Raw genomic sequence first — 13,823 nt, forward strand, 5'->3', positions numbered from 1 at the left:
CTATGAATAACCCAATTCCTTACGGGCGTCAAAATATCACGGAAGAAGATATTGAAGCTGTGGTAAGCACCTTAAAATCCGATTACCTTACACAAGGCCCCAAAATTGATGAATTTGAAGAAGCCTTTGCAGCTTATGTGGGTAGTAAATATGCTGTGGCGGTTTCGAATGGTACTGCTGCACTTCATCTTTGTGCGCTGGCATTAAAGGTTCAGCCAGGTGACAAGGTAATAACCACGCCTATCACTTTCGCAGCTTCAGCAAATTGTGTGCGTTATTGTGGAGGGGAAGTCGTATTTGCAGATATAGATCCCGAAACTTATTTATTGGATATTGATAAGGTTAGACAGTTGCTCGAAAATGCACCTAAAGGCTCTTATAAAGGCATTATTCCAGTAGATTTTGCCGGAAGAGCGATAGACCTCGAAGCTTTTAGAAAATTAGCCGATGAGTTTGGTCTTTGGATTATTGAAGATGCCTGCCATGCTCCAGGGGGGTATTTCCATGATTCTAAAAAGGAAAAACAATTTTGTGGAAACGGAAAATTTGCCGATTTAGCTATATTTTCCTTTCATCCTGTTAAACATCTTGCTAGTGGCGAAGGTGGAATGGTGACTACCAACGATCAAGAACTTTACGAAAAATTATTGCAGTTAAGAACACATGGTATTGTAAAGGACGAAAAAAGATATAAAAATACTCCGTCTTTTGCCAACGGGCTTGAAAAATCTCAATACTCAATACTCGATACTCAAGACTATCCGCAGTGGTATATGGAAATGCAGGAATTAGGTTATAATTATCGCTTAACAGATTTTCAGGCGGCATTGGGAAGCAGCCAATTAAAACGAGCCGATGATGGACTTGAAAAGCGTAGAGCGATCGCTTCAAGATACCAGGAAGCATTTGAAAATAAAAATTTTATAAAAGGCCAGTCTGGAGTAATTGAAGGTCATGCTTATCATTTGTATGTAATAGAAGTAGAAGATCGTTTAGGCCTATATAATTGTTTAAGGGAGCATAAAATTTTTACACAAATCCATTATATCCCTTGTCATTTAATGCCTTATTATCAGGATCTGGGATGGCGGGAGGGAGATTTACCCGTAGCAGAGCAATATTACAAAAACTGTATTAGTTTACCGATGTTCCCTACTTTAAGAAATGAAGAGCTGGATTTTGTTATTGATTGTGTTAAGAATTTTTACCAGCGATGAATCCTGTCAAGGCGATAAAATCAGATAGAATTGGGCCAGATATATTTTGGACACATTGGATGTTATTTTTTGAAACCACTTCAAATTTTCTTGGGAGAAAAAAGCTAAAAGCTTTCGGTGAAAATTCCAGTTTGAGGCCCTACGCTACTATTGTGGGGAGCAGGAATATTTCTGTCGGCAAGAATGTGGTTATAAGGTCTTTTAGTCAGATTCATTGTGGAAAAAATGGAATCATTACAATTGAAGACGATGTCCTAATTGCACCTAATGTTTTTATTACTACCAATAATCATTTTTTTAGCGATATTAGAACACCTATTAGACTGCAAGGAGGAAGTGCGAAAGATATTTTAATCAAAAGTGGTTCGTGGATATCAACAGGTGCAGTGATTTTACCGGGAGTTACGGTAGGAAAAAATAGTGTAGTTGCTGCCGGAGCCATAGTAAATAAGGATGTGCCAGATAATACTGTCGTTGCTGGGGTGCCGGCAAAAATTATTAAAAAGATTTTATGAGTAATTTATGTATAATACCTGCACGGGGAGGGAGTAAACGTATTCCGAGAAAAAATATTAAAGATTTTCTTGGAAAACCTATTATAGCCTATTCCATTGAAACTGCCTTACAATCAGGTTTATTTGAGGAGGTGATGGTTTCCACTGATGATGAGGGAATTGCTAAAGTGGCAGAGAAACTTGGAGCCAGGGTGCCCTTCTTAAGGTCAGAAGCAAATGCAAATGATCATGCAACCTTGGCTGATGTTGTGGATGAGGTATTGTTACACTATAATTCAAAATTTAAATATGTATGCTGCTTATTAGCCACTTCCCCACTGGTTCAAGAGAAACATCTAGTCGACGCTCTTACCATATTACAAAATGAAGACTTTGATTCAATAAGACCTATTGCTAAATTCTCTTATCCTATTCAAAGAGCCATGAAAATATCAAAAGAGGGCGCCGTTGATTGGTTTTATCCTGAGTTTATAAAATCAAGGTCACAGGATTTAGAAGAGGCATATCATGATGCGGGACAGTTTTACTGGATGAAATCTGAAAAGGGTTTGAGATCGACTAAAAGAGGTGGAATAATAATTGAAGAAAAATATGTACAGGATATAGATACTGAAGAAGACTGGGAAATTGCTGAAATGAAATACAACTTTTTAATAAAGGAATGAAGAGCTATTTTTTTATTCCAGCAAATAAGGAAAAATTCCTCCAGCAGGCAGCTAAGATAGGGTCAGACGAAGTTATATTAGACTTAGAGGATGCTATTCACAACACTAATTTAGAGGACGCCATTGCTAACATATTACATTATAATTTACCCATTCACTCTTATTTAAGAGTAGTAAATTTATTTAATGTAATTAATGGAGATTATAAATATCTAATACCATTGCTAAAAAAGGGTTTTCATAGGTTTGTTTTTCCGAAAGCTGAGCGTTTAATTGAAATTGAAGAATTCGTCAATTTTGTTTCTAAAAATTTATTAAAAGGATCTAAGCTTAGTATAATTGTTTTGATAGAAAACCCAAAGTCTCTATATTTTCTAAATGAATTCACTCAAGCAGATTATGTCGAAGCAATTGGACTTGGTAGCCACGATTATTGCGAAGCAATGGGAATGGAACATACTGCGGAAAATATTTTATGGGCAAGGATGAAACTTCTAAATATTGCCAAAGTATTTGAAAAAAAGACAATAGATATTGCTTCTATGAATATTGATTCTGAAAAAGAATTTAAGGAAGAATGTCTTGACGGGATTAGTAAAGGGTTTAATGCGAAATTTATTATCCATCCATGGCAGTTGAATATCTTGAAGAACCTTTCTGCCTTTAGTAAAGAAGAAGTTCTCTTCGCAGTTAAAGTAAAGAACCACATCGATAAGCTAGGCGGAGTGGCCAAATTTTCAATAGCAAAAATAGATGGCAGAATAGTGGAAAAGCCTCATCTAAAAAGAATCAATAATATTTTAAATTCAACTGGATATGAAACCATCAATAATGGGTAATTACTATGAAGATTTTGAAATTGGTGCAGTAATTAAGCACCAGCTTTCGAAAACTATCTTTGAAAGTGACAACAATTTATTTAGCTTACTTACAATGAACCATCACCCTGTTCACCTCAATGTAAATTACTGTAAAGATGAGAAGTACGGAGAAATTTTAGTAGTAGGAACTTTAGTGTTCAGTTTGGTTGTAGGGATAACCGTTCCTGACATTAGTGGTAAGGCAATTGCAAACCTCAATTATGAGGAGATAAATCATCTTGGCCCCGTATTTATAGGTGATACAATTTACGCTTCAACTACTGTGGTTGATAAAAGAGAATCGAAATCCAATACAAATGCTGGAATAGTATATGTTGAAACTGTTGGAATGAATCAAAAAGAGGAAAAAGTGATCTCTTTTAAGAGAAACGTTTTGATTAAAAAACAAGAAGCTTTATGAAAGACAAGGAATTTTTCTTGATGAGAAGTTTAATGTTTGTGCCAGCGCATAATTCAAAATTAATGGAAAGTGCTAGCACCAGAGATGCTGATGTTCTATTGTTGGATTTAGAAGATTCAGTTCAACCTGCTGAAAACAAGCCCATTGCTAGAGAAAGCATTAAAAAATGGATTGAATCTGGACGCTTTGGTAATAAAAAGATATTTCCTAGAGTAAACGATAGGGAAAGCGGACAATTGCTGAAAGATATTTATCAACTTACTATTGAGGGAATCGATGGATTTATGTACCCTAAAGCAAAGAATGGGGACGATATCTATTTCATTGATAAATTACTTGAAACTATTGAATATGAAAAAGGAATGCCTATTGGGACTTTCCAGCTTATACCGTTAATTGAGACGACAGCGGCCGTTTTAAATGCGCAAGAAATATGTAAAGCATCTTCTCGTGTTATTGCAATAGCATATGGTTGCGAAGATTTTATCTCGGATTTAGGAGGCATTCACGATAAGGAGGGTCAGAGCTTGTTTACCCCCAGATCAATTATTGCGATGGCAGCAAAAGCAAATAATGTTATCCCTATCGATACTGTTCATATTAATGTTCATGATTTAGATGAACTTGAGGACAATCTTAAAATAGCTAAAATTTTAGGTTTCGAAGGAATGATGGTACTTAATCCAAAAGAAATTCCATTGGTTCATCAATATTTCTCACCTACAGATGAAGAAGTAAAGAATGCTAATGAAATATTAGAATTAGCAGAAGCTGCTAAAAAAGAAGGAAAAGGAGTGGCATTAGTGAATGGTAAATTTGTAGGACCTCCAATGATAATTGCTGCAAATAAAACTATTAAAAAAAACAACCTAATCAAGAATAAGACTTAAATTAATAAATGAGTTAACATATATAATCAAAAAATGAAAACTTACATTATTCTTTCAAATAGAGTTTGGAGTAAATTTCTTTATCAAGATTTAGCAAAGCAAATTGAAGCCAATTGGATATTTATAGATGACAAAAATGAAGTCAATTTTGATTATCTTTCCAGCCTGAATCCTGAGTACATTTTCATTCCAAATTGGTCTCATATTATAGAAGAACCTATAATAAGAAAGTTTAAATGTATTGTTTTTCATGAAACGGACCTACCCTTTGGGAGGGGAGGAAGTCCGATTCAAAATCTAATAGTTAAGGGCTACGAGAGCACTGTTGTATCTGCAATACGAGCCTCAGAAAATATTGATGCTGGACCAATTTATCTAAAAAAAGAGGTTTCTCTTTTGGGAGGAATAGAAGAAATATTTTTAAGAATTTCTAATGTTGTGCAGGAGATGATTGTAGAAATCATTAGTAAAAATATTGATCCTGTCCCTCAGTCAGGGGAAGGTACTATTTTTAAAAGAAGAGGCCCTAAAGATAGTTTAATAAAAGAATTCGAATCAATTGAGAAAATATTTGACAAAATAAGAATGTTAGATTCAGACTATTACCCTCACGCCTATTTCGAAAGTGAAAAATTAATTTTTGAATTTACACGACCTACTTTAAGAGGAAACAAAACAATAATTGCAGATGTTAGAATCATTAAAAAATAAAAAAATACTGGTAATAGTAGCTCATCCAGATGATGAACTCCTAGGGCAAGGAGCAACTATTAACTTATTGTCAAAAAAGTTTAATTGTAATATTAAAACAGTAATACTTGGAGAAGGAATTACTTCAAGGGCCAACGAGCGGGATACAGATAAATGGTCACAAGAGCTAATACAACATAAAAGCAACATCACGAACGCCTGTGAAAAAGTTGGATACAAATCATTCAGTACATATGATTTCCCTGACAATAGGTTTGATCAAGTAAATTTACTTGATATTGTAAAAGTCATAGAAAGTGAAATTGAAACTTTCAAACCTTCGGTAATTTTTACTCACCATCCGGGTGATACTAATATTGATCATAGGTTAACCCATGATGCTGTATTACCAGCTATTAGACCTATGAAAGGACAGACCGTGGAAACATTAATTACCTTTGAAACACCGTCGAGTACAGAATGGCAATCGCCAGATCATGAAAATTCCTTTATCCCTAATTTTTTTGTTGAAGTTGAGGAAAAAAATATTGATGCTAAAATTGAAGGAATGCAATCTTATTATTTTGAAAAACGTGAGTATCCTCACCCGCGGTCTCCAGAGTCGCTGAAAATCCTTTCTAAAAGATGGGGCATAGTCATAGGGACTGAATTTGCTGAAGCATTTAGAGTAATAAGAACAATTTCTAGAATATAAGAACTATGAAAAAACTTATCATTATTGGTGGACATGGAAATGGTACCGTTGCAGCCTCTACCGTCGAAGATTTAAATAAAAGAAAAAAAGAATGGGAAATTATAGGTTTTCTGAACGACTTTGAAGAATCTATATATCATTATCCAGTTTTAGGCCCTATTTCAAAAGAGTCGGTTAATAAATATATAAATGATTTTAATATCTTTTTTTTGTACACTTTAATCACACCTAAGTTTCGTGAAAAGAGCTTGAATAAACTATTGGATCTGAAGATCCCAAAAGAAAAGTTTGCAACGGTCATTCATCCAACTGCTGTAGTTTCAGAATTCTCAAAAATTGGTTACGGTTGTGTTATACAACCCTTGGTTTCAGTTGGCCCAGGTGTTGAAATCGACAATTTTGTACAAATATTCGCTCAATCATTAATAGGACACGACGCTAGAATAAAAGACTATGGATATGTTGCTAATAATGCTTGTGTTGGGGCAAAAGTGATTTTAGAGGAAGGGGCTTATCTAGGTACAAATTGTTCTCTTTTGGAAAATATAGTTATAGGTAAATGGGCTTTTGTTGGAATGGGTAGTGTGGTTATTAAGCATGTATCAAATTATACAAAGGTTGTTGGTAATCCTACAAGAGAAATTGGAATGATAGATCAAGCATGAAATTTTTGTTTCGAGTTGATGCGGGTGGAAAAATTGGGTTAGGTCACTTTTTTAGATCAATAAATTTGGCTAAAAAGTTAACTAAAAGAGGGCACAGTGTTATTTTCGTGCATAAAGAGTCTTTGTTTTGGAAAGAACAAAAGAATAATAATTTTCCATTTGAAGCCTTTCAAATATTAACTTCTCAGACTGAATTAGAGATAATCAAAAAATATAAAATAGATAAATTTTTCGTAGATGGTATAATTAACTTTAGTACCGAATTCGTTGAGGAAATAAAACTACATTCTGAAATAATCTTTTATCAGAATTTGTCTGATTCAAAATTCTTTGCAGATAAATTTATTCTACCGTCAATACATCAAAGCGATTCATTTTTTAATAATTTCAACAAATCAACAAAAATTTACCAAGGATTACAGTATTTTACGTTTAATGAAAATATTGAAAAGCTAACTGAAAAGAAGCCAGTAGAAAAGGTTAAAAATATAGGTGTGATAGCAGGAGGTTCCGATCCTAAGAACACATTAGAAAAAATTTTATCTATGCTCGAACATTTTGATTCAGAGTATGTGAATTTTATATTTTTCTACGGGGTGGACAGCTCCTTTGATAAAATTTTTAGGCATTCAAAATTAAAAAACTCTAATATTTCTTGCTTGCCTTATGATCATAGTAAAATATTAAATTGTGATCTATTAATTTCTGCTTTTGGGGTAAGCACTTATGAGTTTATGGTGCTAGGAATGCCGATAATAGCGTATGGTCACCAGTTATCAAATAGCATTGCAGCAAATTATTTAGCATCAAATACAAAAGGATTGGTAAGCTTAGGGTTTATTGAAGATGTGAGTCAGGAATATTTGTTTCAAGAATTAAGAAAACTTATACAAAACAAAGAAAGTAGAGACCAATTAGTTAATAATGCGAAATTATCAATTGACCTTTTTGGAATTGAGAGAGTTATTAAAATTATAGAAAATGAGTAAGAATAATACATTTATAATAGGTGAACTGTCAGCAAATCATAATAATGATTTTGATATAGCAGTGAGAACTATTGAAGCAATAGCTGAAGCAGGAGCAGATGCTGTTAAAATCCAGACTTATAAACCTGAATCAATGACTTTAAACATTGATAATAAATATTTTGGTCCAAGAACAGAAGGTTTATGGAAAGGTCGAAAGCCTTACGAACTCTTTATGGAGGCAGGCATGAACTATGACTGGCAACCTAAATTACAAAAGGTTGCGAAGGACTTAGGATTAACGTTCTTTAGCTCCCCATTTGATTTACCTGGTGTTGACTTCTTGGAGGATCTAAATGTTCCAATGTATAAGATCGCGTCTTTAGAAATTACACATATTCCTCTTATTGAATATGTCGCATCTAAAGGTAAACCAATTATTCTATCGACCGGAGCAGCAAAGCTATCAGATATTGAATTAGCTATCGAAACTTGTAGAAATGCTGGCAATAATGACATTACAATTCTCAAATGTACTGCGGAATACCCTGCTCCTTTTGAAGAGGCTAACCTTAAAACGATACCTAATTTAATTGATACTTTTGGAGTAAAAGTTGGAGTCTCGGACCATACAATGGGCAGTACTGTTCCTATTGTTGCCGTTGCTTTAGGTGCTACAGTGGTTGAGAAACATTTTATTTTGGATCGTAGCATGGGCGGTCCAGATTCAGCATTTTCAATGGAACCAGATGAATTTAAATTTATGGTAGATTCAATAAGAGAAGCTGAAAAAGCAATAGGTACTATTAATTATAATGTTCCCCAAAAAAGAGCTTTAAAAAGACGATCTATATTTGTCTCTGAAGAGATCAAAGAAGGAGATATTCTTACTGAAAACAATATAAAAGTATTAAGACCAGGAAACGGAATGCACCCTATACACTATAAAAACTTGTTAGGATCTAAAGCTATAAAAGGCTTTAAAAAAGGTGAGCCTTATATTTAATAGGGCATCTAAAAATATTATGATTAAGCAGGGAAACTTATGAAGAATATTTTCATTATTAGAATAAATTGGTTGATTAAAAAATTAATATAATTGTATTAATCCACTTAAATTTACGGTATATCTATAGACTTCTTTCTTCACTCTAAAAATCTTTTTTTTTTCACTCGATTAATATAATTTATGTCATTACAGAGTAAGACACTCTCAGGTATTAGCTGGACATTTCTTGAACAATTTGGGAGTAAAGCAATAGGTTTTATTGTTCAAATTATTTTGGCAAGATTAATTGAACCTGAAGAATTTGGTCTATTGGGAATGATATTGATTTTTAATGCTGTCGGAAATTCCTTATCCGATTCTGGCATGAGTCAATCTTTAATTAGGTCGGATAATCCGGATGAAAAGGATTTTGCTACCGTTTTCACTATGAATTTTGTGATTTCAATGTTCCTGTACCTTGTTTTTTGGTTTACCGCACCATTAATTTCAGAATTTTATGATCAACCAAGATTAACTAATCTTATACGCGTTTATAGTCTTGTAATTGTAATAAACAGCTTATTCACTATTCAAAAAACAAGATTAACTTATAATCTAAATTTTAAATATCAAATGAAAGCTCAGTTGCCTGCTTTATTAATTGCTGGTTCAATTGGTATCCTTTTAGCTTTTTTGGATTTTGGAGTATGGGCTTTGGTTTATATGGAAATAGTTACTGGTTTAGCACTTACTATTATTTATTTTTTTCAAACCAGATGGATACCAAAGTTTACATTATATAGGGAAAAATTAAGTGAGCATTTTTCTTTTGGTTATAAAATTACATTGGCAGGAATTCTAAGTCGTATTGTTAGAAATATTTTTCCGATGATTATCGGAAAATATTTCTCTGCAGCAATGGTCGGTTATTACACCCGTGCCAGTACCATGAAAGAATTCCCGGTTGCCACTATTTCTGGTACTCTGGACAAAGTCTTTTATCCGTTGTTTTCTAAGATTAAGAATGATACAATTAAGTTAAAAAAGGCCTATCAAAGAGCACAGATCCTGGTTTTGTTGGTTCTGAGTACAATTATGTTATTATTAATTTTGACTGCTCATCCTTTATTTGGTGTTTTGCTCGGTGAGAAATGGTTGCCTGCAGTTCCTTATTTCCAATTACTTTGTATAACAGGAATTTTTTATCCTTTAAATAAGTATAACTCTAATATTTTAAAAATTAAAGGGCGAACCGATTTATATCTGAAAATGGCAGTTATCACTCAAGTTACCTTAATTTTAGGCATTATTTTAACTGTTAGATATGGCATTATACCATTAATCTTATCTCAGGTGGTGAACAGCTTTATTGGGGCCTTGATCAATATTCATTTTGCGAATAAGTTTATTGACTATTCTTTTAAAGAACAATTTACAGATGTCTTTAAAACGGTTTTTCCCGGCTTAGTTGTTTTTACGATATTATTTTCAATAATTAAGCTGTCTCCAATATTTGATGATATTCATTACTTTTTTCAGTTGATTACACTTGGAAGCGTATTTCTGGTTTTACTAGTATTTATCCATCTAATATTTAAAACCCGGTCTATCCAGGAACTATTAGGACTTATTAAAACAAGTCATATAGGAAAACCATTACAAAAATTTTTAAAATGATATAATCGTACATATGTCAAATCATACAATATATGATTTTATGAAACTATGGCATAAGAAGATAGAACATTTGAAGAATTTTTTAAACTGATATCTAAAATAATGCGTTTTGTTACTTATTACTTTAATTAAACTGCATAGTTTTCTAAATTAGCACATCGAAATATGATTAAAAAGCCTGTAAAAGAAGAAATACTCGCAGATCTTTACCGTTCTAGGCCGGAAAGACTTTCGAAAAAAGGAATTATAAAGGTGATTTTGTCAGATCCCTGTGTGAGATATATGTTTGCATATAGGCTGGCATCATCTTATCACAAAACGCACTTCTATGGTTTTTTTAGCCGGGTGTGGCTCCATTTTCTAAAGCCGAAATTTAATATTCAAATTTATTTAGGAGCGAAAATAGGGAAAGGGTTCAAATTAAATCATTATGGACATATTTTAATAAACCAATGTGTAAAGATTGGTGAAAACTGTAATGTTGCTCAGGGAGTATCTATTGGTAATGTTAGCCGTGGAAGACTGAAGGGTTGTCCTACAATAGGGGATAGGGTATGGATAGGCCCCAATGCGGTAGTTGTTGGTAAGATAAATATTGGGGACGATGTTTTAATTGCCCCGCTAACCTATGTAAATATGGATTTACCAGATGGTGCGGTCGTGTCAGGAAACCCGTGTAAAATTCATAATTATAATGGGAGTGGGGTTTACGTAAAGAATGTTTATGAACCCCAGAATTACAATAAAGTATAGAGATCTTGGTTGTTTTAACATATCATAAAATAAAACAGAAATCTGAATTTGAAAAGCAAATTCAATATTTGAGTGAACACTATCAAATAGTAGATGAATTCACTGAAAGTAAGACAGCTCAACGACAATTAATAATTACTGCCGATGACGGTGACCCTAGTTTTTATTACCATGCTTTTCCAATTTTAAAAAAATATAAAATTCCTGCAATTCTCTTTGTAATTACCGATTTAATAAACAGCCAGAAAGCATTTTGGTGGGATGAGTTTGAATATTATTTAGGAAGGGAAGAAGGGAATAAAAAAGCCTGGGAGGTAAAAACCTGGGCTAATAGTAAACGGGAAGCTTTTTTAGAGGAACTACGAAATACTTCTTCTAAACCACTTTTAAAATATAAACAACTCACTACAGCCCAACTTAAGGAAATGCAGGAGGCTGGTATTAGGATAGCTAATCATTCGCATACCCATCCCATGTTTGATCAATGTACTGATCAAGAACTCGAATGGGAAATAAAAAGTTCTATTGAAATACTTAAAGATTTAGGGTTTACTCATGATGTTTTTGCATATCCTAATGGGAACTATTCAGAATTGGCAGAAGAGAGACTTAAAGAATTTGGAATTAAACAGGCATTTCTTTTTGATCACAAAATCCACAAAAGCAGCCTTAATCTTTTACGTATTTCCAGATTAGCAGTCAATGATAATACTCCAATGTGGAAGTTTAAATTAATTTTGAGTGGTTGGCACACTAAACTATTGCCCATAACTAAAGGCTTTGCCAAATTGAAAAATAAGCTATGAAGATATTATTTGTAATTGATTCACTTGGAGGTGGTGGTGCTGAAAGATCTACTCAGGTTTTATGTGATTACCTTCATGAACACAATGTTGATTTTAAAATTGTTTGCCTTTATTTTTATCCTGATGGGTTTCATCAGGAAATGATAGATAAAGGATACGATATTCGGTTTCTTAAAGAGAAGAGCTTTTTGGGGCAAACTAAAGAAATTGTAGGTATAATCAAGGAAGGAGACTATGATATTGTTCATAGTATTTTATTCAAATCTAATTTAAGAACCAGATTTGCAAAATTGTTTACAAAATTCCAACATTTAGAAAGCCTGGTTAATACAACTTATTCTGAGGAAAGAAAGCTGGATAAAAAGGTTAACCAGAATTTGCTTTCGCTATATAAGGTTTTAGATAAATATTCTGCTAAATTGTTTGTGGATCATTTTCATAGTATAACAAATACTGTAAAAAAACACTATATAGACCATTTGGGTTTGAACTCAAAAAAGATCACTGTGGTGTACAGAGGGAGAAAACCGATTAAATTAGGTACAGTTAGAAAAAAATCCTCCCCTGAGTTCATCCTTTTAAATGTGGCTAGACAGGATTATCAAAAAGGGCAGATATTTCTTCTTCAGGCTATGAACGAATTGAAAGCCCAAAATGAGAAAAATATAAAGCTCATTATTTTAGGTGTTGAAGGTAGTGTGACATCAACTTTAAAAGATTATGTGAAACAAAAGGAACTACAAAATATGGTTAATTTTGCAGGGTTTTCTAATAATGTAGAAAAGTATTTCTCAGAAGCTGATGTTTTTACTTTTTCTTCTCTTTTTGAAGGACTTGGAGGGGCCTTAATTGAAGCACAATCTGCAGGCCTGCCTATTATTGCTAATGATCTAGAAGTGTTGAGAGAAGTAGCTGTAGATAATAAGAATGCAATTTTCGTTGATATTAAAGATTCATCATCTGTAGCGCAGGCCATATTAAAACTCAAAAATTCTTCTTTGTTGAGATCTGAATTCTCACAAAATAGTTTTGAGAATTATGATGAAAAATTTAGAGAAGAAGTTAGTAATCGGGGTATGCTTAAATTATATAAGGAATTATGTTAGAGTTTAGACCTTTAAATTATGATGATGAGATCGATGAAGTAGTTAAACTAATTCAACTAAATCTACAACCAAATTATTCCAGGGACTTCCTTATTTGGAAACATCTAAATAACCCATTTGGCCCATCTCTATCTTTAGTTGCAATACATGAGGAAGAAATTGTAGGAGTTGTATTTTATATGCGGTATAACTTCTATAATAAAGAGGGGGAGATGATAAAATGTATAAGACCCTTTGATGCCTGTACCTCGCCTAAAATGAGAGGAAAAGGCATTTTTAAAAAATTAATGACCAAAGGTCTTGAAAGATATAAGAATGATTATCAAATTCTGTTGGCTAATCCAAACTCCAATAGTCACCCGGAATTTTTAAAATTGGGTTGGAAAGAGCCCAGACATAATTATGTATATAAATTTGGTTTTATTGTGTCTTCAAAATTAAGAAAGGGAGAAAGCTTAAACAATCTCCCAAAATCAGAAAATTCTCCAGACATAATTTCAACCAGTCACCTTTTCCAGGTTGGTAATTCTCTTGAATTTATACAATGGCGTTATGAGGATCCTAATTACCAGAAAGTAAAGTTTAAAACTCCTAACGAAAAAATACTTTATGTGGTTTATCGCAGGGATCGGATCAAAGGTATACCATCAATTGTATTATGTGATACCTATGGTGATAATGATATATTGCAGAAAGCAATAAAAAGAATACTGGCCAAAGAGAATACTCCTTTTGTATATTTTCTAGAGAATCAAATTAATAAAAAGATTTCATCTTTATTTTCACTAAAACATAGGAAGGCATTAATTGTTTTTAAGGGAAATGACTCCCACATTCCAGATAACTTTATAATATCTCTAGGTGATCTTGAAGGTAAACTTTAACTA

Annotated in this window: 16 protein-coding genes; all 16 read left to right on the plus strand. The window is 33.1% G+C overall.

Annotation, left to right across the window (positions count from 1 at the left end):
* The first annotated feature begins 2 nt into the window (after positions 1-2).
* The 16 genes from pseC (at position 3) to B5440_RS00745 (ending at position 13,820) form a co-directional block, all read left to right on the plus strand.
* Complete coding sequence (gene pseC / locus B5440_RS00670) at positions 3-1,217, plus strand: UDP-4-amino-4,6-dideoxy-N-acetyl-beta-L-altrosamine transaminase (RefSeq protein ID WP_070052519.1); 1,215 nt, start codon at positions 3-5, stop codon at positions 1,215-1,217.
* Positions 1,214-1,732, plus strand: a complete 519-nt coding sequence (locus tag B5440_RS00675; RefSeq protein WP_070052517.1) for an acyltransferase — start codon at positions 1,214-1,216, stop codon at positions 1,730-1,732. Before pseC ends, B5440_RS00675 begins: the two co-directional genes overlap by 4 nt.
* Positions 1,729-2,397: a pseudaminic acid cytidylyltransferase gene (gene pseF, locus B5440_RS00680; RefSeq protein WP_070052515.1), complete on the plus strand. Its 669-nt coding sequence runs from the start codon at positions 1,729-1,731 to the stop codon at positions 2,395-2,397. Before B5440_RS00675 ends, pseF begins: the two co-directional genes overlap by 4 nt.
* Positions 2,394-3,236 carry an HpcH/HpaI aldolase/citrate lyase family protein gene (locus B5440_RS00685; protein ID WP_070052513.1) on the plus strand — a complete coding sequence of 281 codons (843 nt, stop codon included), beginning with the start codon at positions 2,394-2,396 and terminating at the stop codon, positions 3,234-3,236. The genes pseF and B5440_RS00685 overlap by 4 nt, the downstream gene beginning before the upstream one ends.
* Positions 3,214-3,678 carry a MaoC family dehydratase gene (locus B5440_RS00690; RefSeq protein ID WP_070052512.1) on the plus strand — a complete coding sequence of 155 codons (465 nt, stop codon included), beginning with the start codon at positions 3,214-3,216 and terminating at the stop codon, positions 3,676-3,678. Before B5440_RS00685 ends, B5440_RS00690 begins: the two co-directional genes overlap by 23 nt.
* Positions 3,675-4,568, plus strand: coding sequence for an HpcH/HpaI aldolase/citrate lyase family protein (locus B5440_RS00695; protein WP_070052510.1), 894 nt, complete (start codon positions 3,675-3,677; stop codon positions 4,566-4,568). The genes B5440_RS00690 and B5440_RS00695 overlap by 4 nt, the downstream gene beginning before the upstream one ends.
* 33 nt (positions 4,569-4,601) lie before the next feature.
* The gene (locus B5440_RS00700; protein ID WP_070052509.1) at positions 4,602-5,279 is read left to right on the plus strand and encodes a formyltransferase family protein; all 678 of its coding nucleotides are present in this window, start codon (positions 4,602-4,604) and stop codon (positions 5,277-5,279) included.
* The gene (locus tag B5440_RS00705; protein WP_070052507.1) at positions 5,257-5,973 is read left to right on the plus strand and encodes a PIG-L deacetylase family protein; all 717 of its coding nucleotides are present in this window, start codon (positions 5,257-5,259) and stop codon (positions 5,971-5,973) included. Before B5440_RS00700 ends, B5440_RS00705 begins: the two co-directional genes overlap by 23 nt.
* A 5-nt stretch (positions 5,974-5,978) precedes the next feature.
* The gene (locus B5440_RS00710) at positions 5,979-6,638 is read left to right on the plus strand and encodes a PglD-related sugar-binding protein (protein ID WP_070052505.1); all 660 of its coding nucleotides are present in this window, start codon (positions 5,979-5,981) and stop codon (positions 6,636-6,638) included.
* Positions 6,635-7,627: a glycosyltransferase gene (locus B5440_RS00715; protein ID WP_070052503.1), complete on the plus strand. Its 993-nt coding sequence runs from the start codon at positions 6,635-6,637 to the stop codon at positions 7,625-7,627. Before B5440_RS00710 ends, B5440_RS00715 begins: the two co-directional genes overlap by 4 nt.
* Positions 7,620-8,612, plus strand: coding sequence for a pseudaminic acid synthase (pseI, locus tag B5440_RS00720; RefSeq protein WP_070052500.1), 993 nt, complete (start codon positions 7,620-7,622; stop codon positions 8,610-8,612). The genes B5440_RS00715 and pseI overlap by 8 nt, the downstream gene beginning before the upstream one ends.
* Positions 8,613-8,795: 183 nt before the next feature.
* Positions 8,796-10,271 carry a lipopolysaccharide biosynthesis protein gene (locus tag B5440_RS00725; RefSeq protein WP_070052499.1) on the plus strand — a complete coding sequence of 492 codons (1,476 nt, stop codon included), beginning with the start codon at positions 8,796-8,798 and terminating at the stop codon, positions 10,269-10,271.
* 165 nt (positions 10,272-10,436) lie between these two features.
* A complete protein-coding gene (locus B5440_RS00730; protein ID WP_070052497.1) occupies positions 10,437-11,024 on the plus strand; it encodes a serine O-acetyltransferase in 588 nt (195 codons plus the stop codon).
* 68 nt (positions 11,025-11,092) lie between these two features.
* Positions 11,093-11,830, plus strand: a complete 738-nt coding sequence (locus tag B5440_RS00735; RefSeq protein ID WP_157823630.1) for a polysaccharide deacetylase family protein — start codon at positions 11,093-11,095, stop codon at positions 11,828-11,830.
* Complete coding sequence (locus B5440_RS00740) at positions 11,827-12,936, plus strand: glycosyltransferase family 4 protein (RefSeq protein WP_070052494.1); 1,110 nt, start codon at positions 11,827-11,829, stop codon at positions 12,934-12,936. The genes B5440_RS00735 and B5440_RS00740 overlap by 4 nt, the downstream gene beginning before the upstream one ends.
* Positions 12,930-13,820, plus strand: coding sequence for a GNAT family N-acetyltransferase (locus tag B5440_RS00745; RefSeq protein ID WP_070052493.1), 891 nt, complete (start codon positions 12,930-12,932; stop codon positions 13,818-13,820). Before B5440_RS00740 ends, B5440_RS00745 begins: the two co-directional genes overlap by 7 nt.
* The last annotated feature ends 3 nt before the right edge of the window (positions 13,821-13,823 follow it).

This window comes from Salegentibacter salarius, from assembly GCF_900168265.1.
Classification (GTDB): Bacteria; Bacteroidota; Bacteroidia; order Flavobacteriales; family Flavobacteriaceae; genus Salegentibacter; species Salegentibacter salarius.